This window comes from Acidovorax sp. Leaf73 (genome assembly GCF_916855635.1).
Classification (GTDB): domain Bacteria; phylum Pseudomonadota; class Gammaproteobacteria; order Burkholderiales; family Burkholderiaceae_C; genus Acidovorax; species Acidovorax facilis.
Genome location: NZ_CAKASI010000004.1, coordinates 541,990 through 565,384 on the forward strand (window position 1 = coordinate 541,990; position 23,395 = coordinate 565,384).

Genomic DNA, 23,395 nt, shown 5'->3' on the forward strand with positions numbered 1-23,395 from the left:
CTGTGTGGGGTGAGATACAGGGCGCGCGCGGGCCTGAGCCGAAGGCAACAGCCCCGCAGATATAATTTAAGGTTGATTTCATCAAAGCCCCCGATACACCAGAGGACGTCATGAGCGACAACCACCACGAAGAAGCCCATACCGGCCCGATCAAGAACCCCAAGCAGTTGCTGGTCGCGGTACTTTTCTCGTTTGTGATTCCGATCTTTGCCATCATTGGCTTGGTCCTGTACGTCACGTCGGCAGACAAGCCTGCCGCTGGCGCCGTCAATCCTGAGAAAGCCATTGCCGAGCGCATCCAGAAGGTGGGCATGGTCGAGATCCGTGACGCCAACCGCCCTCTCCGGGCCGGCGAAGAGGTGTACAAGGGCCAGTGCGCCGCCTGCCATGCAACCGGCGCCGCAGGTGCTCCCAAATTTGCCGACGCTGGCGCCTGGACGGCCCGCATCGCCACCGGCTTTGAAACGCTGGTGCAATCCGCCCTGAAGGGCAAGGGTGCGATGGCACCGCAAGGTGGTGGCGACTTCAACGACACCGAAATCGCACGGGCCGTGGCCTATATGGCCAATGCTGCCGGTGCCAAATTTGCCGAGCCTGCAGCACCCGCTGCGGCTGGTGCTGCTCCGGCAGCCTCAGAAGCCGCTCCCGCCGCCCCCGCCACGCCGGTGGCAGCAGCAGCCCCCGCCGCAGAAGCCGCGCCAGCCGCTGCCGCGCCGGTGGCAGCGGCCGCTGCCGCGGGCGCAGGCGAAGCCCTGTACAAGCAGGCCTGCCAGGTGTGCCATGCTGCAGGCGTAGCCGGTGCTCCCAAGTTTGGTGACAAGGCCGCCTGGTCGGCCCGCCTGCCTGCCGGCATCGATGCGCTGTACAACAGCGTGGCCAAGGGCAAGGGCGCAATGCCTCCCCGTGGCGGTGCAGCCCAGGCGTCAGACGCCGACCTGCGCGCAGCGGTCGAGTTCATGGCTGCCGCCGCCAAGTAAGCCTTCCCCTTGCGGCATGTGCGGTGCACTCTTTGGGGCATTGCATGCAGGCATAAAAAAAGCCGGTTCAGTGGACCGGCTTTTTTGCTTTTCAGGATTGCTTTGCATCCACCATGCGCGGTGACCCAGGGGTTTCGCGGGCACCCCACTGGCCCTGCGGGCTCATGACAAAGCCGTAGCGATCAGGCAACTCTTCCGCCAGCACTTCCTGCGGCAGCCAGCGCCCTGCTTCCACGGCTTCGGCCACCAGAGGCACGTCCAGCGTATGCACCAGGCCCACGCCCAGCGCCGACGTCAGGTAGACATGGCCCTGCGCGTCCACCAGGCAGTCCTGCACCGCCGCGCCACGGCCCGTGTGGGACACCACCGAAAAATCGGACTGTATGCGCCAGATCCAGGGCGTAGCCTCCAGCTCCACATACACCCGCTGGGGCCCGTTTTGAAAGAACCATCGCCCCTGCGCATCGGATTCGTAATTGCGCGCGATGAAGCCGATGAGCTTTTCATGCTGCAGCAAGGACCCCTTGCTCTGCGGAAACGGCCCTGCTGCCTGAGCCTGGTCATCGCGCAGGTACCAGTGGCCACGCGCGTCCAGGCCCAGCCAGCCATAGCAGTCGGGCACGTTGGGCCACTTGGCCAGCGCCTGTTTGACGATGTCATCCATGCGGCGATTGTGCGCCCGCCCGCGTCCCAGCCCCTGAGTGTTCCGCCAACCACCCGCCCACCGCGTCGGGCATGGCACGCACGTGCCCCGGCAGGCGGCCATGGGCAAACCCGACGTGGCCGCCGTGTGGCGGCTGCCAGAGCGTGACGAACCCATTGCGCACCTCGTGCGGCAGCGGAAGGCTGGCGGCCGGGACAAACGGATCATTGCGCGCATTCACCACCAGGGCCGGAATTCTGATGTGGTGCAGCAGCGGCTTGGCCGACGCCCGCTGCCAGTAGTCCTCGGTGTTGCGAAAGCCATGCAGCGGCGCGGTGAACACGTTGTCAAACGCATACAGGTCGCGCGCCGCCATCAGTGCCTGGCGATCGAACAACCCGGGGTGCTGCGCGAGTTTGCGCAGCGCCTTGGGCACCAGGGTGCGCATGAACATGCGTGTGTAGACCTGTCGGTTGAAGCCACGCCCGATGGCGTGCCCCCCTGCGGCCAGATCGATGGGCGAGCACACAGCCGCCACCGCATCGGCGCTGCGCGCAGCGTCTTGGCCCACCTCGGCCGCCCACCGCAAGAGCGCATTGCCGCCCAACGAGACCCCCACGGCCACCAAGGGGCCTTGGTGCGAGGCGCGCAGGCGCTGCAGCATCCAGCCGATCTCTGCGTGGTCGCCAGAGTGGTAGGCGCGGGGTGCAAGGTTGATCTCGCCACTGCAACCCCGGAAATGGGGCAAGGCGCAGGCCCAACCGTGCTCACGCGCCCAGTCGGCAAAGGCCTCACAGTAATGGCTGCGCGACGAGCCTTCCAGGCCATGGAAGACCACCAACAGCGGCCGGAGTGCCGCAGGTGCCGTGGCACCCTCCTCCAGCAGAAAATCCACGTCTACAAAGTCACCGTCCGGCGTGTTCCAGCGCTCTCGGCGGTACACGGGGCGGGGGCCGAACACGCGGCGCGAATACAGGGCTGGCCAGATGGTCTGGAGCTGTCCACCGGGCAACCATCGAGGCGCTACATATTTCATAGCTATTTGCGCTTTCCTATCAAGCGCCAGACCCTAAAAAGGCTTGGATTCAAGGCCCCACCACTCAGTGCAGCACGGGCCGCTGGGCGTCCACCACCTGCGCATCGGGCGCGACGCCGGGGCTCGCGTGGTGGGCCACCAGGCGCCAGCCTTCCGGGGTCTTGTGATAGACATTGGTGGCCAGCACCACGGCCTGGTGCAGGCCGTCGGGCAGCATCACCTCGACCTGCTCGACCACGCTGTGCGCAGCGCTTGTCAGCGCCACCACACGGTGCACCTGCAACGGCCGCGCCCGCACCGTGCCATGCGAAAACATCGCCTCGAACGCCGCGCGAATCGCCCCAGCACCCAGCAGCCGGGGCCCGCCGGGATGCACGCAGATGATGTCGTCGTCTTCTGCCCAGCAGGACATCAAAAGCTCGATGTCGCCCCGCTGCAAAGCCTCATAGAACGCGGCTTCGGTGTCGTCCGAGGAACCTCCGAGGGTGGCGGCGCTGGCGCGAGAACGGGGCATGGTGGTTGGTGAGGCGTCTGGGATGGAAGGTGGCGCGGCGGCCACGCGGCCCGCCATGTGCGGGTTGCTATTGTGCGGCCATCTCCCAAAGCCTTGTGGCCCGCCCGGAAAGTGGCACCAGGGACTGCACTTGTTGCAGAATCAGCCAAGCTGCCGGTTGATGGCACCTTGGCATCTTGTCTCTGTGCCCCAAACTGTCCCTGAACTCCACCTGGCGAAGCCACCATGATCCAACGCATTTTTGCCCTGCTGACCGCCCTGCTGGCGCTGAGCGCATTGACCGGCTGCGGCTACAACGACTTCCAGCGGCTGGACGAGCAGTCCAAGGCCGCGTGGAGCGAGGTCCTCAACCAGTACCAGCGCCGTGCGGACCTCGTGCCCAACATCGTCGCCACCGTCAAGGGCGAGGCGAACTTCGAGCAGGAAACCCTGACCCGCGTGGTCGAGGCGCGCGCCAAGGCCACCTCGATCCAGGTCACGCCCGAAACCCTGAACAACCCCGAGGCGTTCAACAAGTTCCAGCAGGCGCAGGGCGAGTTGTCGGGCGCGCTGTCGCGGCTGATGGTGGTGTCCGAGCGCTATCCCACGCTGCAGGCCAACCAGGGCTTTCGCGACCTGCGCGTGACGCTGGAAGGCACCGAGAACCGCATCACCGTGGCGCGCAACCGCTACATCCAGACGGTGCAGGAATACAACGTGCTCGCGCGCAGCTTTCCCACCAACCTGACGGCCATGGCGTTCAGCTATGCGCCCAAGCCCAGCTTCACCGTGGCCAACGAAGCCCAGATCTCCGCGCCGCCCACCGTGGATTTCTCCGCGTCCAAGCCCAAGCCTTGAACGCGGCCCTCTCCACCGCTAAAAATTTGAGAAAAATATGCCCCTAGCGCTTATCTATAAAGCGCTGTTAGCTATATTATTGATAGCATTTGCAGTCCCATGGGCGCATGCTGACGGCGGCCTGTTGCCCGTGCCCGCGCTCACCGGCCCCGTCATCGACCAGACCGGGACCCTGAGCGCCTCCGACAAGGCCGCGTTGGAGACGCAGCTGCAAACGCTGGAGCAGACCCGGGGCGCGCAGGTGGTGGTGCTGATGGTGCCCACCACCGCTCCCGAAGACATTGCATCGTTCGCCAACCGCGTGGGCAACAGCTGGAAGATCGGGCGCCGCGACGTGGGTGACGGCGTGCTCGTGATCGTGGCCAAGAACGACCGCAAGATGCGCATCGAGGTCGCCAAGGCCCTGGAAGGCGCCGTCCCCGACATTGCAGCGGCGCGCATCATCGACGGCGCCATGAAGCCCCGGTTCCAGCAAAGCGACTATGCAGGCGGCCTGCGTGACGCCGTCACTCAGATCTCCGCACGCATAGCCGGTGAGGCGTTGCCAGCACCCGCGAGCAACAGCGGCACCGCAGCCCACAGCCCCGACACCAGCCGCGACGGATTCGACTGGACGGACCTCGCCATCTTTTTGTTTTTCGGCGTGATGGTGGCGGGACCGGTGATGCGCAGCATTTTTGGCAGCCGCCTCGGGGGCTTGCTCATGGGCGGCGGTGTGGGCTTGCTGGCCTTTGTGGTCACCTCCAGCCTGATTGTGGCGGGCGGCGCGGGCCTTCTCGCACTGCTTTACACCTGGATCTTCGGCGGCACTGGCGGTGGCAGCAGCCGACGGCGTGGTCGAGGCGGTGCGGCGGTCGGCGGCTGGGGCGCGGGTGTCGGCGGCGGAGGCTGGAGCGGCGGTGGCAGCAGCAGCGACAGTGGCGGGTTCAGCTCGGGTGGCGGTGGCGATTTTGGAGGCGGCGGCGCCTCGGGGGACTGGTGAACATGGGTCCAGGATCAACAACCACCACCTCCATAGCGACCTTACCGGCCGCCCTCTGGCGCCTGGCCCGCCATCGCTGGGGCGAGCACCAGGCACGCCGCGCGCTGCCCGGCGACACCCTGGAGCGCCTGGCCGCGCGGGTGGCTGCCAGCGAGCAGCAGCACACGGGCCAGATCCGCATCGTCGCCGAAGCCAGCCTGCCCTGGAGCTACCTACGCCGCAACGCCAGCGCGCGCGAACGCGCCCTCATGCTGTTCAGCAAATACCGCGTGTGGGACACCGAGCACAACAACGGCGTCTTGATCTACCTGCTGCTGCCCGAACACGCGATAGAGATCGTGGCCGACCGGGACCTTGCCCGGCATGTGGCAGGGGACGAATGGCGCGATGTGATTGCGCTGATGGCTCCCCGCTTTCGCCAGGAGCAGTACGAAGAGGGCCTCGCACAAGCCGTCGACGCCGTGTCGTTGCGCCTTGCCCGGCACTTTCCACGCCTGCCCGATACGCCCGGGCACAACGAATTGCCGGACGCACCGGTGCTGCGCTAGACATCGCGCGCGCAGCCTCCAGGGCAGGAGGCTGATCGCACGGAGTTGCCTCCAGAAAGTGGGTTGACACTGCGGGCTTTTGACGGCCCGTCCAAGCGATTTGCGGGCCCTGCAGGGGCGCGGTTTGCTGGGGGAGTGGCTGGCGCTTCCTGCTCCGTGCATGTCTTTCGGGGCATTCTCACTGTTCCAAATGAGCCGCAGGGTTTTCCTCTAGATCACCTTGTTTCAAGTCGATTTTCTCGCTCATTACGAAATCCCCGACCGAAGTTCCCAGCCTATTGTTTCCAATACTGGAACAGTTAGTTTGCGACTCGGTGGTTTTTCTTTGGACTTTACCCGCGTACAGTTCAACCCATCGATGAGCCGAACCCGCAAGGCGACTCACCGAACCCGGTTCAGGAATGGTTTTTTGACCCGGCTTTTTTGAGACGCTTTTTAACTTCCAAGGATTTTCATCATGAACAACACCGCCCGCTTCCTCTCCATCGCTGCCGTTGCCGCTTTCGCCTCTTTCGGCGCACAGGCTGACGAAGCCGATGCTTCGCAATTCGCTACCAAATTTGAAACCAACCGCACCCGCGCTGAAGTGCAAGCAGAAGCCGCCAGCGTTGCCCAGACCCGCTCCATCGAGCCAGCAGGCTCGCGTGTGTTGACCTACACGTCCACCGCTGACCGCGCTGCCGTGCGTGCCCAGGCTGCCGAAGCCCTGCGCGCTGGCCAGATCCCTTCGGGTGAGCGTGGTTGATTCTTGTTGAATCCACGGTTCACACGTTTTCGTATTGCCAAGTACCTCGTCCCTATTTTTTGAATTTCACTGGAGTTTCACCATGAACAAGTCTGTCCGTTTCCTCTCTATCGCCGCTGTTGCCGCTTTCACTGCTTTCGGCGCCCACGCTGACGAAGCCGATGGTTCGCAATTTGCCCTGAAGTTCGACACGAACCGCACCCGTGCCGAAGTGGCCGCTGAAGCCGCTACCGTGGCCCAGACCCGCAGCATCGAGCCCGCTGGTTCGCGTGTGGTGACCTACACGTCCACGGCTGACCGCGCTGCTGTGCGCGCCCAGGCTGCTGAAGCCCTGCGCACTGGCAAGATCCCTTCGGGCGAATTCAGCGCCATGTAATTTGCACGGCAGGGACTGCGGTCGGCACGCCGACGCAGTCTCACGCTCAAAAGCCGAGGCCCCTCACGGGGCCTCGGCTTTTTTCTGCCCTGCCAATCGTGAACAGATTGACAATGGCCCAGTCACCGGCCCAGAACACCTCAATGGCTTCCAGCTACCGCTCCATCGACCATGTCATGCTGCGCCTTCACGCAGCCGAGCCTTTGTTTCAGCTCTTCAGCGAGACCTTCGGGTTGCCCGTGGCCTGGCCCTTGCAACGTACTGATTTCGCCACGTATGGCTGGGTCCATCTGGGCAACACTGACCTCGAATTGTGGGCAGCGACCGCCAACGGCGATCTTCCCGACCATGCGCAACCGCCCTTGATCCACGGTTTTGCTCTGGAACCTGCTTCGCCCCTGGCCGAAAGCCTGGAGCACGCTATGGAGGCAGGCATCACTTGCAAGCCTCCCCGCGCCTTCCAGTCCGAGAACAGCCGGGGCGAAAGGGTCACCAATTTCACCAATTCCGTGCTGCTCGAGCTTTCCTCTCCAAGCTGCTGTGTGTTCTTTTGCGAGTGGGATCGGCGTGCGGCCCTCTACCCCTGGCCCGAAACCTCAACGCCGGTAGAACGCCGCGCGCAGCATCGGCAGGCCCTTCGGGACAGCGGGGGCGGCCCCCTGGGAATCACCGGACTGCATGCCCTGCGCATGGGCACCCCGGATGTGCAAACACACCAGCGCCATTGGCGGGCACTCACAGGCTCGCAGCCTGGCCATCCCATTGCAGTCACGCCGGATGTCTGTCTGGAGCTGGTTCCAGGAGAACACTTGCTGATTGAATCGCTGTCGCTGAGCGTGCGCTCACTATCTATAGCGCGTGCCTTTCTAAGCAGCCGGCATTTGCTCCAGGCGGACAGCGGCGATGTGCTTTCCGTGGCGTGTGAAGGGCTGCAACTTCACCTGCGGGAAACGTCCCCCGCCTTGCCTTAAAGCAGACTTCCATGACCGCTTGCTGTTTTCCAGCAGGCGGGCATAAAAAAACCCGGCCAAGCCGGGTTTTGGGGCAGATCCACCAAGATCTGAATCACTTCTTCTGGCGGAACTTGCGAAGCGCAGCAATCTGCGCCGCCATCACGGCCAGTTCGGACTGGGCCTTTGCCAGGTCGATTTCGCTCTTGGCATTCTTGAGCGCTTCCTCGGCGGAGGCCTTGGCGGCGTTGGCCTTCTCGTCGTCCAGATCCTTGCCACGGATGGCGGTATCGGACAACACAGTCACGCAGTTGGGCTGCACTTCCAGAATGCCACCGGCCACGAAGACAAACTCTTCGGAACCGTCAGCCATTTCGATGCGCACCGAGCCCGGCTTGATACGGGTGATCAGCGGGGTGTGGCGGGGATAGATGCCCAACTCGCCAGCTTCGCCAGGCAGCGCCACGAAACGCGCTTCACCGGAGAAGATGGACTCTTCGGCACTGACCACATCAACGTGGATGGTGTTCATCATTGCTCCTAGGAAAAGGTGGGTTGCTTGATTGCTGAAGGCCGAGCGGCGGTTGGCTGCTCAGCCGCCGGGCAATCAGGCCACCTTCTTGGCCTTTTCGAAGGCTTCGTCAATGGTGCCCACCATGTAGAACGCCTGTTCTGGCAGGTGATCGCATTCGCCGTTCACGATCATCTTGAAACCACGGATGGTTTCCGACAGCGGAACGTACTTGCCTGGCGAGCCCGTGAACACTTCGGCCACGTGGAAAGGCTGCGACAGGAAACGCTGGATCTTGCGCGCGCGGGCCACGGCCAGCTTGTCTTCAGGTGCCAGTTCGTCCATGCCCAGAATGGCGATGATGTCGCGCAGTTCCTTGTAGCGCTGCAGCGTGCCTTGCACCGCACGGGCCGTAGCGTAGTGGTCTTCGCCCACGACGTTCGGGTCCAGCTGGCGGCTGGTGGAGTCCAGAGGATCCACGGCAGGGTAGATACCCAGCGAGGCGATGTCACGCGAAAGCACCACGGTGGAGTCCAAGTGGGCGAACGTCGTGGCAGGCGATGGGTCGGTCAAGTCATCGGCAGGCACGTACACGGCCTGGATGGAGGTGATCGAGCCGACCTTGGTCGACGTAATACGCTCTTGCAGACGGCCCATTTCTTCGGCCAGCGTAGGTTGGTAGCCCACGGCGGAAGGCATGCGGCCCAGCAGAGCGGACACTTCGGTACCGGCCAGCGTGTAGCGGTAGATGTTGTCCACGAAGAACAGCACGTCACGGCCTTCGTCGCGGAACGACTCGGCGATGGTCAGGCCGGTCAGAGCAACGCGCAGACGGTTGCCTGGGGGCTCGTTCATCTGGCCGTACACCATGGCAACCTTGGACTCTTCGAGCTTCTCCAGGTTCACCACGCCGGAATCGGCCATTTCATGGTAGAAGTCGTTCCCTTCGCGGGTACGCTCGCCCACACCAGCGAACACCGACAGACCGCTGTGGGCCTTGGCGATGTTGTTGATGAGTTCCATCATGTTCACGGTCTTGCCCACACCGGCGCCACCGAACAGGCCCACCTTGCCGCCCTTGGCGAACGGGCACACCAGGTCGATCACCTTGATGCCGGTTTCCAGCAGCTCTTGCGAAGGCGACAGTTCGTCGTACGCAGGGGCCTTGCGGTGGATGGAGGCCGTCAGTTCCTGGCTCACGGGACCACGTTCGTCGATGGGAGCACCCAACACGTCCATGATGCGGCCCAGCGTCGCCTTGCCCACGGGCACGGTGATGGAGTTGCCGGTGTTGGTCACCATGATGCCGCGGCGCAGGCCGTCGGAAGAACCCAGCGCAATGGTACGCACCACGCCGTCGCCCAACTGCTGCTGCACTTCCAGCGTCAGGGTCGAGCCGTCGAGCTTCAGAGCGTCGTAAATCTTGGGCATCTGGTCGCGCGGGAACTCAACGTCCACCACAGCGCCGATACATTGAACAATCTTGCCTTGCACTTGAGCCATTTTTCGCTCCAATAAAGATGTTGGTTGAGCTGCTTACACAGCAGCGGCGCCAGCCACGATTTCCGAAAGTTCTTTCGTGATCGCTGCCTGGCGCGTCTTGTTGTAGACCAGCTTCAACTCGCCAATGACGCTGCCGGCGTTGTCGGTGGCGGCCTTCATGGCCACCATGCGTGCCGACTGCTCGGACGCCATGTTTTCCGCAACGGCCTGGTAGATCAGGGACTCGACATAGCGGACCAGCAGATCGTCGATCACGGTCTGTGCATCGGGCTCGTAGATGTAGTCCCAGCCATGTTCGGTCTTGTCGGCCTGCATCTGCGCGGACGACAGGGGGAGCAACTGCTCCACCACCGATTCCTGCTTCATGGTGTTGATGAACTTGGTGTACGAGAGGTACACCGCGTTGATCTTGCCTTCAGCATACGCATCGAGCAGCACCTTGACCGGTCCGATCAGCTTGTCCAGATGGGGCGTGTCGCCCAGGCCCGTCACGTGCGAAACCACCTTGGCACCGACACGGTTCAGGAAACCCAGGCCCTTGTTGCCAATGGCAACCGCCTCGGTGGACACGCCAGCGCCCTGCAGCTCACGCAGCTTGGACGTCACGACGCGCAGCACGTTGGTGTTCATGCCACCGCACAGGCCCTTGTCGGTCGTCACCACGATCACGCCAGCCGTCTTGGCATCGTTCACTTTCATGAACGGATGCACGTATTCAGGGTTGGCCTGGCCGAGATTGGCTGCAATGTTGCGGATCTTCTCGCTGTAAGGGCGGGCAGCCCGCATCCGCTCTTGCGCCTTGCGCATTTTGGATGCAGCCACCATTTCCATGGCTTTGGTGATCTTTTTGGTGTTCTCCACCGACTTGATCTTGCCGCGTATTTCCTTGCCTGCTGCCATGATGGCTCCTCGTCCGGTTTAAGCGAACGACTTCTTGAACGCGGCGATGGCTGCGGTCAATTCGGCTTCTGCGTCCTTGTCCATGGCCTTGGCCTGTTCCAGCTTGGCCAGCAGAGCGGCGTGGCTGGTCTTCAGGAACTGGTGCAGGCCGTGTTCGAAGTCGAGAACCTTCTTGACGTCGATGTCGTCCATGAAGCCCTTGTTCACAGCAAACAGCGTGGAAGCCATCAGCGAGATGGACAGCGGGCTGTACTGCGCCTGCTTGAGCAGTTCGGTCACGCGGGCACCGCGGTCGAGCTGCTTGCGGGTGGCTTCATCGAGGTCGGAAGCGAACTGCGCGAACGCAGCCAGTTCACGGTACTGGGCCAGGTCGGTACGGATACCACCGGACAGGTTCTTCACCAGCTTCGTCTGTGCAGCACCACCGACGCGCGACACCGAAATACCGGCGTTGATGGCGGGGCGGATACCGGCGTTGAACAGCGAGGTTTCCAGGAAGATCTGGCCGTCCGTGATCGAGATCACGTTGGTAGGCACGAAAGCAGACACGTCGCCAGCTTGCGTTTCGATGATCGGCAGTGCGGTCAGCGAACCGGTCTTGCCCTTGACTTCACCCTTGGTGAAGGCTTCGACGTAGTCGGCATTCACGCGGGCTGCACGTTCGAGCAGACGGCTGTGGAGATAGAACACGTCGCCAGGGTAGGCTTCGCGGCCTGGTGGGCGACGCAGCAGCAGCGACACTTGGCGGTAAGCCACCGCTTGCTTGGACAGGTCGTCATACACGATCAGGGCGTCTTCGCCACGGTCGCGGAAGTATTCGCCCATGGTGCAGCCAGAGTAGGCCGACACGTACTGCATGGCAGCCGATTCGGAGGCCGACGCGGCCACCACAATCGTGTATTCCATGGCACCGGCTTGTTCCAGTGCGCGCACCACGTTCTTGATCGACGAAGCCTTCTGACCGATGGCAACGTAAATACAGGTCACGCCCTGGCCCTTCTGGGCGATGATGGCGTCGATGGCCACAGCGGTCTTGCCGGTCTGGCGGTCACCAATGATCAGCTCGCGCTGGCCACGGCCCACAGGCACCATGGAGTCGATGGATTTCAGGCCGGTTTGCAGAGGCTGGTCCACCGATTTACGGGCGATCACGCCCGGAGCGACCTTTTCGATCACGTCGGTGAGCTTGGCGTTGATAGGACCCTTGCCATCAATAGGCTGGCCCAGGGCGTTCACCACGCGGCCGATCAGCTCGGGACCGACGGGTACTTCCAGAATGCGGCCCGTGCACTTGACGGTGTCGCCTTCGGAGATGTGCTCGTACTCACCCAGAATCACGGCGCCGACGGAGTCGCGCTCCAGGTTCAACGCCAGACCGTAGGAAGGCTGGCCGTCCTTGGTGGCGGGGAACTCCAGCATTTCGCCTTGCATCACGTCCGACAGGCCGTGAACGCGAACGATACCGTCCGACACAGACACCACGGTGCCCTGATTGCGGATATCGCTGCTGGCAGCCAGACCTTCGATGCGGCTCTTGATGAGTTCAGAAATTTCTGCGGGATTGAGTTGCATGACTCTTTCCTTCTTTCTTTGGTTCGCTGTCCTCGCCGCGCGTTACGCGGTGAGGGCCGCTTTCATTTGTTCAAGACGGGCCTTGACCGAAGTGTCCAGCACCTCGTCACCCACCACTACGCGAATGCCGCCGATCAGGGACTCGTCCTGCTGAACAGCGAGATTGAGCTTGCGGCCGAAGCGCTTTTCCAGCGCTGCGCTGACCTCGGACAGTGCGGCACTGTCCATCGGAAAAGCGCTGTACACCACGGCATCCGAAGAGCCGTTGCGGCGATTCACGAGGGTACGAAACTGCGAAGCCACTTCCGGGAGCGCGTTGATGCGTCCGTTGTCGATGACTGTGCGCAGGAAATTCTTGGCCGTATCGGACAGCGCCGAACGCGCAACACCCGTGAAGACGGCAAACACCTGGTCTGCCGTCACCTTGGGGTTGTCCGCCAGCTGACGCAACTGGGGGTTGGCGGCAATGGCCGCCAGTTCATCGACCCAGTCAGCGGTGCTGGCCAGGTCCATGACCGCACCCGCAGTAGCGGCCTTGAACAGGGCATCGGCGTAAGGGCGGGCAATGGTGGCGAGTTCAGCCATGTGTGTCCCCTTACAGCTCGGTCTTCAGGCGGTTGAGCAGGTCGGCGTGAACGCCGGCATTGACTTCCTTGCGGAGAATCTGCTCAGCACCCTTGACGGCCAGCGCTGCCACCTGCTCACGCAGGGCTTCGCGGGCTTGCACCGTTTGCTGCTCGGCTTCGGCACGGGCGGAGGCAACAATCTTGTTGCCTTCTTCCGTGGCGCGTGCCTTGGCTTCTTCGATGATGGCCTGGGCACGTCGGTCGGCGTCCGCAAGACGCGAGGCCGTTTCGTTGCGCGCCTGTGACAGCTCCTTTTCGACGCGCTGGTTGGCAGCGGTCAGTTCGGACTTGGCACGGTCGGCAGCAGCGAGGCCTTCGGCGATTTTCTGGGCTCGTTCATCCAACGCCTTCGCGATCGGGGGCCACACGAATTTCATCGTGAACCACACCAGGATCAAGAAGACGATGGCCTGAATGAACAGGGTCGCATTGATACTCACGGCAACACCTTTCTAGAGTGGCGTTGAACGGGACTTACTTGGGCAGGTTGGCCAAGAACGTCGAAGCGAAGGGGTTGGCGAAAGCGAACAGCAGAGCGATAGCCACGCCGATCAGGAAGGCGGCGTCGATCAGACCAGCCAAGATGAACATCTTGGTTTGCAGTTCGTTGATCAGTTCAGGCTGACGTGCCGACGATTCGAGGAACTTGCCGCCCATCAGTGCGATACCGATGGAAGCGCCGATAGCGCCCAGACCAACGATCAGACCACAAGCCAGAGCGACGAGACCGAGAATGTTTTCCATGATGACTCCTGAGTTAAAAAAAGAAAGGTTGAAAAAGAAAAGGGAAGCGAAAGGGAACCGTTAGTGCGCGTTGTGCGCCTGACCGAGGTAGATCAGTGCAAGCATCATGAAGATGAAGGCTTGCAGAGAGATCACCAGAATGTGGAACAGCGTCCAGATGGTGCCAGCGATGACGTGGCCCACAGGCAGCAGCACACCCGACAGCGACAGTGCAGCCGCACCACCCATCAGGGCGATCAGCATGAACACCAGTTCACCGGCGTACATGTTGCCGAACAACCGCATGCCATGCGATACGGTGTTGGCGACATATTCAATGATCTGCATCAGCAGATTCACGACGCCCAGAATCAGGGCGAAGATGGGGTTCTTGCTGGTGCCGAACGGAGCCGACACGAGTTCATGCGCCCAGCCGCCAGCGCCCTTGATCTTGACGCTGTACCAGAAGCGCAGGATCAGAATAGCAAATGCCAGCCCCAGGGTGGTGGACAGGTCGGCCGTAGGCACGACACGCAGATAGGCGTGGTGGGGATCATGACCAGCAGCGCCATAGATCTTGGCCCAGATGGCGGGCAGCAGGTCCACCGGCAACATGTCCATGAAGTTCATCAGGAAGATCCAGACAAACACCGTGAGACCCAGAGGAGCAATGAACTTGCGGCTCTCGGCGTTGTGGATATTGGCCTTGGCCTGGTTGTCCACCATCTCGACCAGCATTTCCACCGCCGCCTGGAAGCGACCGGGCACACCGGAGGTTGCCTTACGGGCAGCTGACCACAGAATCAAAAGGGTGAGCACACCCAGAACCAGACCGACGATGATCGAGTCGTAGTTGATGACGGTGAAATCAACAATCTTGGTCTGGTTGACGTTTTGAAGATGCTGCAGGTGGTGAACGATGTATTCACTTGCAGTCGGAGCGTGCGCTTCTGCGGCCATCGGACAACTCTTCTCTATATCAATCGGTTTTTCGGACACCGGGTCGCACCAAAAGCGCCACCCAGTACGTTTTCATTGCGACCACCATGCCAACCAGCAAGGCAATCCAGCTCAAGCCCGACACCAGCCGAGGTGCCGCAGCAAGCAGCGCCACCGTCAGCACGATCTTGGCAATCTCCCAACCAAAGAATCCCACCATGGCAGCACGCGGCTTGGAAGACGCCGAATGGCGCAACACACCGCGTGCAAACAACGCTGCCGGAGCCACCACAGCCAGCGCACCATAAGCCGCAGACCAGCCCACCGATGCCCTGCCCGTCAGAGCCCAGACCACCAGGGCCACCAGCATCCCGACCAGTGCCTGACCCGCCACCACCTTCCACACAGAGATGGAAGGATTGCGACTGCGCCACACCTCGGCCTCCTCGGCCGTCAGGGGCTTGAAGTCAGATTCTTCAGCCTCAATTTCAGTCTCAGGCGGGATTGTTTTCATTGTTGAATGACGCCCGCGTTACAGACTGCAACTTTCACAAAGCCTCTAATTATAAGTAAAAACCCGTGACGCACGACAAAGACCTGCAAGCCCGGCCCAAAACCGGTGCGCGTGCATGCGCTGTTGTGGTGACAGGCCAACGGCTTTTCCCATCCTTCCCGCACTGCCGTGCACTGGCCTGGGGCAGGCTGCCTGCACCCAAGCGGCAGCACAACAACCCCGCTGGCGCACAATGGCAAAGCCCCGCCAGCTATTGAAACCGAAGCAGTACGCACCATGACAACCTCCAGCCCACCACCTGCCAATGGCCTCGACACACAGGCTAACGATCCACGCAAAGACTCGTTGATCGAATACCCCTCCAGCTTCCCCATCAAGGTCATGGGCGCCAAGGTGGACGGCTTTGTGCATGCTGTCACTGAGCTGGCCCGCCAGTTCGACCCCACTTTTGACGCCAGCACCATTGAACTGCGAGACAGCCGCGCTGGCAATTACCTCGGAGTAACCATCACCATCACCGCGACCAGCCGGGAGCAGCTCGACGACCTATACCGCGCACTGTCGTCACACCCCCTGGTGAAAGTGGTGCTGTAGCCCCGGGGCTGCAGCATATTTGCCGCATGACCATCGACATTCGCATGCTGGGCCGCGTGGACTACGCCACCACCGTCCAGGCCATGCAGGACTACACCACCGCGCGTTCGGCCGGTACACCCGACGTGCTCTGGATGTGCGAGCACGCACCGCTGTACACACAAGGGCTCGCAGGCAAAAGTGATCACGTACTGAACCCGGGCAACATTCCGGTGGTAGCCACCAACCGTGGCGGGCAGGTCACTTTCCACGGCCCCGGCCAGGTGGTGGCCTATCCGCTGATCGACCTGCAGCGCGCAGGTTACTTCGTCAAGGAGTACGTCTACCGCGTGGAAGAAGCCGTGATCCGCACGCTGGCGCACTTTGGCATCACGGGCCACCGCGTGGGCGGCGCGCCTGGCATCTATGTGCGGCTGGACGACCCACACAGCCACGCCCTGCTGCCGCAGCGTCCGCAAAAGCGCATCGGCACGGCGGCGCCAATCCCGGACTTCGAGGGCCTGGGCAAGATCGCCGCCCTGGGTATCAAGGTCAGTCGGCACAGCACTTACCACGGCGTGGCGCTCAATGTGGCGATGGACCTGGAGCCCTTTGCGCGCATCAACCCTTGCGGTTACGCAGGTTTGCAAACGGTGGACCTTTCTACAATCGGGGTCCACACCACCTGGGAAGAAGCCGCGCAGGTGCTGGGCCAGCAGCTCAGCATCCGGTTGGCGCCCTGAACCTGCCTACATGCCATGAGCACCCCTGAAGTCGTCCGCGAAGCGCAATCCACCGAAGCCTACAACCCGCTGGCCAAGCAAAAAGCGGCCGCCAAGCTCTCGCGCATTCCGATCAAGGTCGAGCAAGGCGAAGTGCTCAAGAAGCCCGAGTGGATTCGCGTGAAGGCGGGCAGCCCCACCACACGCTTCTACGAGATCAAGGAGATCCTGCGCGAGCACAAGCTGCACACGGTGTGCGAAGAAGCCTCCTGCCCCAACATCGGCGAGTGTTTCGGCAAGGGCACGGCCACCTTCATGATCATGGGCGACAAGTGCACGCGCCGCTGCCCGTTCTGCGACGTGGGCCACGGCCGCCCCGACCCGCTGGACAAGGACGAGCCCCTGAACCTGGCCAAGACCATCGCCGCGCTCAAGCTCAAGTACGTGGTGATCACGAGCGTGGACCGCGACGATCTGCGCGACGGCGGCTCCGGCCATTTTGTGGAGTGCATCCAGAACATCCGCGAGTTGTCGCCCGCTACGCAGATCGAGATCCTGGTGCCCGACTTCCGAGGCCGCGACGACCGTGCGCTCGAAATCCTGAAAGCCGCGCCACCCGACGTGATGAACCACAACCTGGAAACCGCACCCCGCCTGTACAAGGAAGCGCGCCCAGGCTCCGACTACCAGTTCAGCCTGAACCTGCTGAAAAAATTCAAGGCCCTGCACCCCAATGTCCCCACCAAGAGCGGCATCATGGTTGGCTTGGGCGAGACGGACGAAGAGATTCTGCAGGTGATGCGCGACATGCGCGAACACAACATCGACATGCTGACCATCGGCCAGTACCTGTCGCCCAGCAACAGCCACCTGCCCGTGCGCCGCTACGTGCACCCCGACACCTTCAAGATGTTCGAGGAAGAGGCCTACAAGATGGGCTTCAGCCACGCTGCGGTCGGCGCCATGGTGCGCAGCAGCTACCACGCGGACCAGCAGGCGCACGCCGCTGGCGTTTAAGCCTGGCGGGACGCGCAACCCAGAGCACGATCATGGGCGCAGCGGAATCGCTCTCGCTGCGGCGCTACGGCGCATCGCCGGGCAGCCATAGCCACGATCACTTCCAGATACTGCTGGGTCTCTCCGGCGCACTGGACCTGGAAGTCGCGGGGCACGGTGTGCGCGTGGCGCCCGGTGGCGGCTGCGTGATTGCGCCGGGGGATCGCCACGACTTCGAATCGTCGCGCGGCAGCGTCTGCCTGGTGCTCGACAGCGCCCACCCCGGCTGGGCGCAGTGCGCCAGCGCGCAGCTCACTACCGCACTGCCCACCGATGCGCTGCCCCTGGCGCACTACCTGGCCAGCGCATTGCAACAAGGCCGCCCGCTGGCGCAGACCCACGGCCCGGCATTGCTGCTGGAAGCGTGGCTGGCGGGCTCAACGCCCCATACATCCCTCCACCGATCCACGCGACAACGCACTATCGATTGGCCTGCTCTGCAGCGCTGGGCTGCCCTGCAATGGCACCGCGAACTCAACGTTGCCGACTTGGCGGCGCAGGTGCATCTGAGCCCCAGCCAGTTCGCTACCAGGTGCCGCGAAGACCAGGGCATGGGTGCCATGGCCTGGCTGCGCGGCCAGCGCCTGGCACAGGCGCGGCTGCTGCGGGGCACAGGCATGGCCGTGGCCGAAGTGGCGCGGCGCACGGGCTACCGCTCGCCCTCGGCCCTCACGGCGGCACTGCGGCGCGCTGAAGATCACTGAATCACTGACAAAGGCTGCCGCGTCCAGCAGACGATCACCACGCGACGACGGACCGTCGTTGCGCGACGATTCCGAATGTCCTGCGCGCGTAAGCTCGGCGCCATGCAAGCCAACCTGTACGCCCTGGGCGCCATCGCGCTGTGGGCCTCCCTCGCCTCGCTGGGTGTCTCGCTCACCCACATTCCACCGTTCCTGCTCACGGGCATTGCGCTCATCATCGGCAGCGTGCCAGCCTGGCCGTTTGTGCTGCGTGACCCGTCGCAGTGGCGCATTCCACTGCGCACGCTAGCGCTCGGTGTGTATGGCCTGTTTGCGTACCACTTCCTGCTGTTCATTGCGCTGCGCCACGCGCCGCCCGTGGAGGCCAACCTGGTGAACTACCTGTGGCCGCTGTTCATCGTGGTGCTCTCGCCTGTGGTGCTGCCCGTTGTGGCGCTGCGCTTGCCGCATGTGCTGGCGGCGCTGCTGGGTTTTGCGGGTGCAGCCATTGCGATTGCGGGTGGACGCGAGCTGAGTGGCACGCTGGCCTGGGGCTACCTGCCCGCGCTGGCCGCAGCATTCATCTGGGCCACGTACTCGCTCATGACCAAGCGCGTGGCGGCTTTTCCGACCACAGCCATCGGCCTGTTCGGACTGGTGTCCGGCGTGCTGTCGCTGTTGTGCCATGTGGTGTTGGAGCCCGCCGTGGCGCTGCAGCCGCGCGACTGGGCCCTGCTGGCAGTGCTGGGCCTGGGGCCGCTGGGGGCGTCGTTTTTCATGTGGGACAAGGCCCTCAAGCTCGGGGACGCGCGGCACATCGGCATCCTGAGCTACATCACGCCGCTGGCGTCCACCGCGCTGCTGATCGTGGTGAGTGGCCGCTCGTTCAGCTGGAGCATCGCACTGGCCACGGTGATGATCATCAGCGCGGCAGTGATGGGGATGCGGGCGCGCTGACCATGAGAAATACGCGTAAAATTGGCCTCTAGCGCTCATCTATAAAGCGCTAACAGCTATTATTTTAAGAGCAAAACCTATCGCTCAAGAGCTCAGCAACGCCGCAGGTTCGTCGCCCTCCAGCACCTGCTGCGCCCAGGGCGCCAGCTTGCGCGTGTCAGCGCGCAGCACCTCCTGCTTCACAGCCAGGATCTGCGCGGGGTGCATGGAGAAGCTGCGCAGGCCCAGGCCCAACAGCAGCCGCGTCATGGTCACATCGCCCGCCGTCTCGCCACACACGCACACGCTCTTGCCCTGGCGCTCCCCCTCGGCGATCACGTCGCCCACCAGGCGCAGCACGGCGGGGTGCAGCGGGTCGTACAGATGGGCCACAGCCTCGTCGGCGCGGTCGATGGCCAGGGTGTACTGGATCAGGTCATTGGTGCCGATGGAGAGAAAGTCGAAGTACTTGAGGAAGGTGCGCACCATGAGCGCGGCGGCGGGCACCTCGATCATTGCGCCCAGCTGCACCGGGCCGTAGGGTTCGCCACGCGCATCCAGCTCACCCCGGGCCAGGTCCACCTGGGCGAGCGTCTGCTGAATTTCGTGCGTGTGCGCCAGCATGGGGAACAACAGGTTGACCTTGCCATGCGCCGCCGCACGCAGCACAGCGCGCAGCTGGGTGCGGAACATGGCCGGGTCGGCCAGGCTCCAGCGGATGGCGCGCAGGCCCAGCGCGGGGTTCAGGTAGTTGTCCTTGTGGCTCTTGTGGTCCAGCGGCTTGTCAGCGCCCACATCGATGGTGCGGATGGTGACGGGCAGGCCCTGCATGCCGTCAATGGCCTCGCAGTAGGCGCGGTACTGCTCGTCCTCGCCGGGCAGGTTGCCCGTTTTGCCCATGAACAGGAATTCGCTGCGGAACAGGCCCACGCCCACGGCCCCGGCGCGCACGGCGGCGGCCGCGTCGCCGGGTTGTTCGATGTTGGCCAGAAGCTCGATCTTGTGGCCGTCGATGGTGATCGCGGGGGTGTGGCGCAGCCGGGCCAGCCGCTCGCGCTCGAGCTCCACCTGGCGCTGGCGAAAGCCGTATTCGGCCAGGATGATGGGCGACGGATCGACAATGACCACACCTGCATCGCCGTCGATGATGACCCAGTCGTCCTGCCGCACCAGCTGGCTCGCGGCGCGCGCACCGACCACGGCCGGGATGTCCATGCTGCGCGCCACGATGGCCGTGTGGCTGGTCTTGCCGCCCACATCGGTCACAAAGCCCGCAAACACGCTTTGCTTGAACTGCAGCATGTCGGCAGGCGAGAGGTCGTGCGCTACCAGCACCAGGGGCACGTCCACCGTGTCGTCGAGCAGCAGGTCTTGCTGCAGGCCCAATTGCTTGTGGCGGCGCGGGCTGCTGACCGGCGGCGCCACGGGGCTGGCCACGCCCTTCATGTAGCGCAGGATGCGCTCGACCACCTGTTCCAGGTCAGCCTTGCGCTCGCGCAGGTACTCATCCTCCATCTCGTCGAACTGGCGCGCGATGACTTCAAGCTGCGTGGTCAACGCCCACTCGGCGTTGTAGAGGCGCTCGGTGATCCAGTGCTTGACGCCGCCCGTGAGGGCCTCGTCCTGCAGCAGCATCAGGTGCACGTCGAGCAGCGCGGTCAGCTCATGCGGCGCATCGGCGGGCATGTCGGTCTGCAGGCGCTGCAGTTCCTCGACCACGGCATTGCGGCCGTTGCGCACCCGCTCAATTTCGCCCTCGACCTGTTCTGGCTTCACAAAATAGTGCGCCACGTCCACACGGCTGGACGCCACCAGCACGGCACGGCCGATGGCAATGCCGCGAGCGACTGCGAGACCGTGGACGGAAAAAGTCATTCACCCTCACCAAATTTGTCGGCAATCAAGGCCAGCAGGGCATCCATGGCCTCCTGTTCACGATCCCCGTTGGTTTCAATCTCCACCTCAGTGCCCATGCCGGCGGCCAGCATCATCACGCCCATGATGCTCTTGGCGTTGATGCGGCGGTCGCCACGGCTCATGAAAACCTCACAGGGGAAGCTGCCAGCCAGCTTGGTCAGCTTGGCCGAAGCGCGGGCATGCAGGCCCAATTTATTGCTGATGGTCGTACGTGTCTTGATCATGTCGATTACGGGTGTTCTGGTTCTGCGGCGCGGAGATGGCCACCTGCATCACGCCCTGGGTGCCCCCCACCACGGCGCGGGTGACCACCGCGTCGAGGGGTTCGTGGCGGTAGCTCACGGCCCGCAGCAGCATGGGCAGGTTGACCCCCGTCACCAGGCGCGAGCGCACGTTCTCGATCACGCGCTGCGCCACGTTGCAGGGGGTGGCACCAAACACGTCGGTGAGCACCAGGGTGGAATCTGCGCCCAGCTGCTGCAGCGTGATGCGGGCCTGCGCCAGCGACTCTTCGGGCGGCTGGTTGGGCTGCACGTCGAGAGCGGCCACGTTGTCGCCACAGTCGGGAAACACATGCAGCGCACATTCGCGCAGTGCATGGGCCAACGGGGCGTGGGCAATGATGAGGATGCTGGTGGTGCTCATGGCGTGGTGGTTTGCAGCACATTATGGCGCCGCCCCTGCAGCAGGAACCACGCGTAGGCGACCGCGTTGCACGCCAGGTACACCGCCATCGCGGCCTGGAACGACTGCACCGTTGACAGGCCCGCCGCGGCAAAGGCGTCCACCCCCAGGCCAATGCCCCACTGCACCACAAACACGCCCGCAAAAATCACCAGGTTGTAGGCTGACAGCGCGCGCCCCGCCAGCGCCTGCGGGAACGCCATGGCCACCGCAGGCTGCGACAGCGACACAAACGTGCACGACACACAAAACAGCGCCCAGGCACCGCCTCCCGCCTGCGGCCCCGCCAGAATGATGCCCAGCAACACCACCAGGCACAGCGGCAAGCCCGCAGCCATCAGCCGGTCGGCCCCCAGCCCCTTGCGCAGCAGCCAAGGGTTGACCATGCCCCAGGTCCAGAACGTGCAGAGCATGGCCACGTTGATCCAGAACAGTCCCGTGGCAGCCTCCAGCGGCGAGTAGCCCGCCACCCGCTGCATCCATGGGCCTGCCCACAGGGTCTGCATGGCCACCATGCCGCCGTACACAAAGAAGCCCAGGGGCGCCAGGCGCTGGAAATACGGGTGGCGCCACACCATCGCATAGCCCGGTGGCACAGTGACACTGCTGGGGCCGCGCTCCGCCGTGGCACCACCACCACCACCGCCCGCGCCCGGTGTGCCCGCCGCCCAGCCGGGCACCCAGACGGCAATCACCACCATCGACAGCGCGATCAGCGCCGCCAACCCCCAGAACAGCGGCCGCCATCCCACCAAGGGCAGTGCCCACTGCACCGGCAGCGTGGACGCCACCATGCCCAGCGAGCCCGTCATCAGCATCCAGGAGTTGGCGCGCATCTGCGCCGTGGGCTCGAACCAGCGCCTATAGCCCGTGAGCGGCGCCATGAGGCAGGCGCTGACGCCCGCACCACACAACACACGCCCGGCCAGCAAGCCCGAAAACCCCGTCGCCACCGAAAACACCAGGCTGCCCACCACGGCCACGCCCAGAAATCCCAGCGCCACCTTGCGCGGGCCATGCCGGTCCAGCCAGGTGCCCAGCGGCAGCTGCGTGGCCGCAAAGCCCAGAAAGTACCCGCCCGCAAGCAAGCCCAGGTCGCTGGCCTGCAGCGAAAACTCCTGCGCCAGTGTGGGCGCCAGCGTGGCCGTCACCGCCCGCACCAGCGCCGACAGGAAGTAGGCGAAGGCAAAGGCCAGAAAAACGATGACCGCTGCCCGCCTGGGCAGCACCGCATGCCCGGTCATTGGAGCACCATCCCTGCAAAGACCTGGTCGGCCAACTCGGGGCGAGGCTTGCCCGTGTAAACCACCGCGTGGTACAGCCGCATCTGCGGCCCCGCAGCGCGCGCAAACCACACGCCCTGGGCAAACACGGGGCTGCCATCGGCACGCTGGCCTTGCACCACGGTGCGCACCGACTGCGGCAGGGGCAGTGCACCCTTGGGGGCATACGGCGTATCAGCCGCCGTGGCTGCGGCGCCCGCGCCGAGGTTGGCGACCACAGCGGCCCGCCAGTGCCGCAGGGCAGCACCCGCCTGGGCAGGGTCTGCCAGGGCCGCATGCGACACGGCAAATGTGGCGCCGTCGGCATCGCAGCCCGCCATGGACAGCTCGACGGGCACCCCCGCCAGTTCGACCGTGCGCGTGGCCTGGTCAGGCTTGCAAGGCAAGGTGATGGTGATGCCGGCGTTGGGCAAAGGCACGCTGCGCCAGTTCAGCGCAGGGCTGCAGCCCACGAGCAGCCACAGCAACGGTGGCAGGGCAGCAGCCCGGGTTGGTGTCCAGTTCATCGGTCGATTATCGGCACAGTGACCCAGATCAACAGGCGGCATCCCCTGCGGGCGAACTTTTGCCCGCCAAGCCGACTCCATCCCAAGTTCGGCCTGCGGGCCACCCGTGAAGACGGGCGTTGTTGTTAGGGCAGGTCCG

General features: G+C 63.7%; 29 protein-coding genes. 12 read left to right on the plus strand and 17 right to left on the minus strand.

The genetic code is table 11. The annotated features are described in order from the left end of the window. The first annotated feature begins 110 nt into the window (after nucleotides 1–110). Nucleotides 111–977 carry a cytochrome c5 family protein gene (locus tag LPA35_RS15725; protein WP_228897611.1) on the plus strand — a complete coding sequence of 289 codons (867 nt, stop codon included), beginning with the start codon at nucleotides 111–113 and terminating at the stop codon, nucleotides 975–977. 91 nt (nucleotides 978–1,068) lie between these two features. Here LPA35_RS15725 and LPA35_RS15730 read toward each other — a convergent pair whose 3' ends face one another. The 3 genes from LPA35_RS15730 to LPA35_RS15740 all read right to left on the minus strand — a co-directional run bounded on the left by LPA35_RS15730 (nucleotide 1,069) and on the right by LPA35_RS15740 (nucleotide 3,170). Further along, complete coding sequence (locus LPA35_RS15730; RefSeq protein WP_228897612.1) at nucleotides 1,069–1,641, minus strand: DUF2946 family protein; 573 nt, start codon at nucleotides 1,639–1,641, stop codon at nucleotides 1,069–1,071. Beyond that, nucleotides 1,634–2,656, minus strand: a complete 1,023-nt coding sequence (locus tag LPA35_RS15735) for a YheT family hydrolase (protein WP_228897613.1) — start codon at nucleotides 2,654–2,656, stop codon at nucleotides 1,634–1,636. Before LPA35_RS15735 ends, LPA35_RS15730 begins: the two co-directional genes overlap by 8 nt. A gap of 64 nt (nucleotides 2,657–2,720) precedes the next feature. Further along, on the minus strand, nucleotides 2,721–3,170 hold the full coding sequence (locus LPA35_RS15740) for a nuclear transport factor 2 family protein (protein WP_228897614.1): 450 nt from the start codon (nucleotides 3,168–3,170) through the stop codon (nucleotides 2,721–2,723). A gap of 225 nt (nucleotides 3,171–3,395) precedes the next feature. On the opposite strand from LPA35_RS15740, the gene LPA35_RS15745 reads away from it, so the two are divergent. The 6 genes from LPA35_RS15745 (at nucleotide 3,396) to LPA35_RS15770 (ending at nucleotide 7,629) form a co-directional block, all read left to right on the plus strand. After that, a complete protein-coding gene (locus LPA35_RS15745; RefSeq protein WP_370460100.1) occupies nucleotides 3,396–4,007 on the plus strand; it encodes a LemA family protein in 612 nt (203 codons plus the stop codon). Nucleotides 4,008–4,044: 37 nt separating this feature from the next. Further along, nucleotides 4,045–4,989 (plus strand): YgcG family protein, encoded by a 945-nt coding sequence (locus tag LPA35_RS15750; protein ID WP_228897615.1) that lies wholly within the window; start codon nucleotides 4,045–4,047, stop codon nucleotides 4,987–4,989. A 2-nt stretch (nucleotides 4,990–4,991) separates the two neighbouring features. After that, a complete protein-coding gene (locus LPA35_RS15755; protein ID WP_228897616.1) occupies nucleotides 4,992–5,537 on the plus strand; it encodes a TPM domain-containing protein in 546 nt (181 codons plus the stop codon). Nucleotides 5,538–5,994: 457 nt separating this feature from the next. Next, nucleotides 5,995–6,282, plus strand: coding sequence for a DUF4148 domain-containing protein (locus LPA35_RS15760; protein ID WP_121419970.1), 288 nt, complete (start codon nucleotides 5,995–5,997; stop codon nucleotides 6,280–6,282). Between the two features lie 82 nt (nucleotides 6,283–6,364). Next, on the plus strand, nucleotides 6,365–6,658 hold the full coding sequence (locus LPA35_RS15765; RefSeq protein ID WP_121419969.1) for a DUF4148 domain-containing protein: 294 nt from the start codon (nucleotides 6,365–6,367) through the stop codon (nucleotides 6,656–6,658). 239 nt (nucleotides 6,659–6,897) lie between these two features. Beyond that, entirely contained in the window at nucleotides 6,898–7,629 is a 732-nt protein-coding gene (locus tag LPA35_RS15770; RefSeq protein WP_228897617.1) for a hypothetical protein, read from the plus strand. Between the two features lie 94 nt (nucleotides 7,630–7,723). Here LPA35_RS15770 and LPA35_RS15775 read toward each other — a convergent pair whose 3' ends face one another. The 9 genes from LPA35_RS15775 to LPA35_RS15815 all read right to left on the minus strand — a co-directional run bounded on the left by LPA35_RS15775 (nucleotide 7,724) and on the right by LPA35_RS15815 (nucleotide 14,896). Continuing rightward, nucleotides 7,724–8,140 (minus strand): F0F1 ATP synthase subunit epsilon, encoded by a 417-nt coding sequence (locus LPA35_RS15775; RefSeq protein WP_010467232.1) that lies wholly within the window; start codon nucleotides 8,138–8,140, stop codon nucleotides 7,724–7,726. Between the two features lie 75 nt (nucleotides 8,141–8,215). Beyond that, nucleotides 8,216–9,622 (minus strand): F0F1 ATP synthase subunit beta, encoded by a 1,407-nt coding sequence (gene atpD / locus LPA35_RS15780; protein ID WP_055396243.1) that lies wholly within the window; start codon nucleotides 9,620–9,622, stop codon nucleotides 8,216–8,218. A gap of 33 nt (nucleotides 9,623–9,655) precedes the next feature. Continuing rightward, nucleotides 9,656–10,522, minus strand: coding sequence for a F0F1 ATP synthase subunit gamma (gene atpG, locus LPA35_RS15785; protein ID WP_055396242.1), 867 nt, complete (start codon nucleotides 10,520–10,522; stop codon nucleotides 9,656–9,658). 18 nt (nucleotides 10,523–10,540) lie between these two features. Beyond that, nucleotides 10,541–12,094: a F0F1 ATP synthase subunit alpha gene (atpA, locus tag LPA35_RS15790; RefSeq protein WP_055396240.1), complete on the minus strand. Its 1,554-nt coding sequence runs from the start codon at nucleotides 12,092–12,094 to the stop codon at nucleotides 10,541–10,543. 42 nt (nucleotides 12,095–12,136) lie between these two features. Further along, complete coding sequence (locus tag LPA35_RS15795) at nucleotides 12,137–12,679, minus strand: F0F1 ATP synthase subunit delta (RefSeq protein ID WP_228897618.1); 543 nt, start codon at nucleotides 12,677–12,679, stop codon at nucleotides 12,137–12,139. Between the two features lie 10 nt (nucleotides 12,680–12,689). Continuing rightward, nucleotides 12,690–13,160 (minus strand): F0F1 ATP synthase subunit B, encoded by a 471-nt coding sequence (locus tag LPA35_RS15800; protein ID WP_007847746.1) that lies wholly within the window; start codon nucleotides 13,158–13,160, stop codon nucleotides 12,690–12,692. 34 nt (nucleotides 13,161–13,194) lie between these two features. After that, complete coding sequence (atpE, locus tag LPA35_RS15805; protein ID WP_007847749.1) at nucleotides 13,195–13,464, minus strand: F0F1 ATP synthase subunit C; 270 nt, start codon at nucleotides 13,462–13,464, stop codon at nucleotides 13,195–13,197. Between the two features lie 60 nt (nucleotides 13,465–13,524). Further along, nucleotides 13,525–14,403, minus strand: coding sequence for a F0F1 ATP synthase subunit A (gene atpB / locus LPA35_RS15810; RefSeq protein WP_121422014.1), 879 nt, complete (start codon nucleotides 14,401–14,403; stop codon nucleotides 13,525–13,527). A gap of 19 nt (nucleotides 14,404–14,422) precedes the next feature. After that, a complete protein-coding gene (locus tag LPA35_RS15815; RefSeq protein WP_228897619.1) occupies nucleotides 14,423–14,896 on the minus strand; it encodes an ATP synthase subunit I in 474 nt (157 codons plus the stop codon). A gap of 276 nt (nucleotides 14,897–15,172) precedes the next feature. On the opposite strand from LPA35_RS15815, the gene LPA35_RS15820 reads away from it, so the two are divergent. From LPA35_RS15820 to LPA35_RS15840, 5 genes are all read left to right on the plus strand, one after another. Further along, on the plus strand, nucleotides 15,173–15,490 hold the full coding sequence (locus tag LPA35_RS15820) for a YbeD family protein (RefSeq protein ID WP_228897620.1): 318 nt from the start codon (nucleotides 15,173–15,175) through the stop codon (nucleotides 15,488–15,490). A 26-nt stretch (nucleotides 15,491–15,516) separates the two neighbouring features. Beyond that, nucleotides 15,517–16,212, plus strand: a complete 696-nt coding sequence (lipB, locus tag LPA35_RS15825) for a lipoyl(octanoyl) transferase LipB (RefSeq protein ID WP_228897621.1) — start codon at nucleotides 15,517–15,519, stop codon at nucleotides 16,210–16,212. Between the two features lie 15 nt (nucleotides 16,213–16,227). Continuing rightward, nucleotides 16,228–17,208 carry a lipoyl synthase gene (gene lipA, locus LPA35_RS15830; RefSeq protein WP_055396226.1) on the plus strand — a complete coding sequence of 327 codons (981 nt, stop codon included), beginning with the start codon at nucleotides 16,228–16,230 and terminating at the stop codon, nucleotides 17,206–17,208. A 32-nt stretch (nucleotides 17,209–17,240) separates the two neighbouring features. Continuing rightward, entirely contained in the window at nucleotides 17,241–17,951 is a 711-nt protein-coding gene (locus LPA35_RS15835; protein WP_121507819.1) for an AraC family transcriptional regulator, read from the plus strand. A gap of 102 nt (nucleotides 17,952–18,053) precedes the next feature. Further along, complete coding sequence (locus LPA35_RS15840; protein WP_121507820.1) at nucleotides 18,054–18,887, plus strand: DMT family transporter; 834 nt, start codon at nucleotides 18,054–18,056, stop codon at nucleotides 18,885–18,887. Between the two features lie 84 nt (nucleotides 18,888–18,971). On the opposite strand, the gene ptsP is transcribed toward LPA35_RS15840, so the two are convergent. Genes ptsP through LPA35_RS15865 form a run of 5 tightly spaced genes read right to left on the minus strand, consistent with a single transcriptional unit; the run spans nucleotide 18,972 to nucleotide 23,256 of the window. Beyond that, nucleotides 18,972–20,741 (minus strand): phosphoenolpyruvate--protein phosphotransferase, encoded by a 1,770-nt coding sequence (gene ptsP / locus LPA35_RS15845; protein ID WP_228897622.1) that lies wholly within the window; start codon nucleotides 20,739–20,741, stop codon nucleotides 18,972–18,974. Next, entirely contained in the window at nucleotides 20,738–21,007 is a 270-nt protein-coding gene (locus tag LPA35_RS15850; protein ID WP_055395006.1) for an HPr family phosphocarrier protein, read from the minus strand. Before LPA35_RS15850 ends, ptsP begins: the two co-directional genes overlap by 4 nt. Beyond that, nucleotides 20,976–21,428 (minus strand): PTS sugar transporter subunit IIA, encoded by a 453-nt coding sequence (locus LPA35_RS15855; protein WP_228897623.1) that lies wholly within the window; start codon nucleotides 21,426–21,428, stop codon nucleotides 20,976–20,978. The genes LPA35_RS15850 and LPA35_RS15855 overlap by 32 nt, the downstream gene beginning before the upstream one ends. Further along, complete coding sequence (locus LPA35_RS15860) at nucleotides 21,425–22,711, minus strand: MFS transporter (protein WP_228897624.1); 1,287 nt, start codon at nucleotides 22,709–22,711, stop codon at nucleotides 21,425–21,427. Before LPA35_RS15860 ends, LPA35_RS15855 begins: the two co-directional genes overlap by 4 nt. Then, nucleotides 22,708–23,256 (minus strand): hypothetical protein, encoded by a 549-nt coding sequence (locus tag LPA35_RS15865; RefSeq protein ID WP_228897625.1) that lies wholly within the window; start codon nucleotides 23,254–23,256, stop codon nucleotides 22,708–22,710. Before LPA35_RS15865 ends, LPA35_RS15860 begins: the two co-directional genes overlap by 4 nt. Nucleotides 23,257–23,395 lie beyond the last annotated feature (139 nt).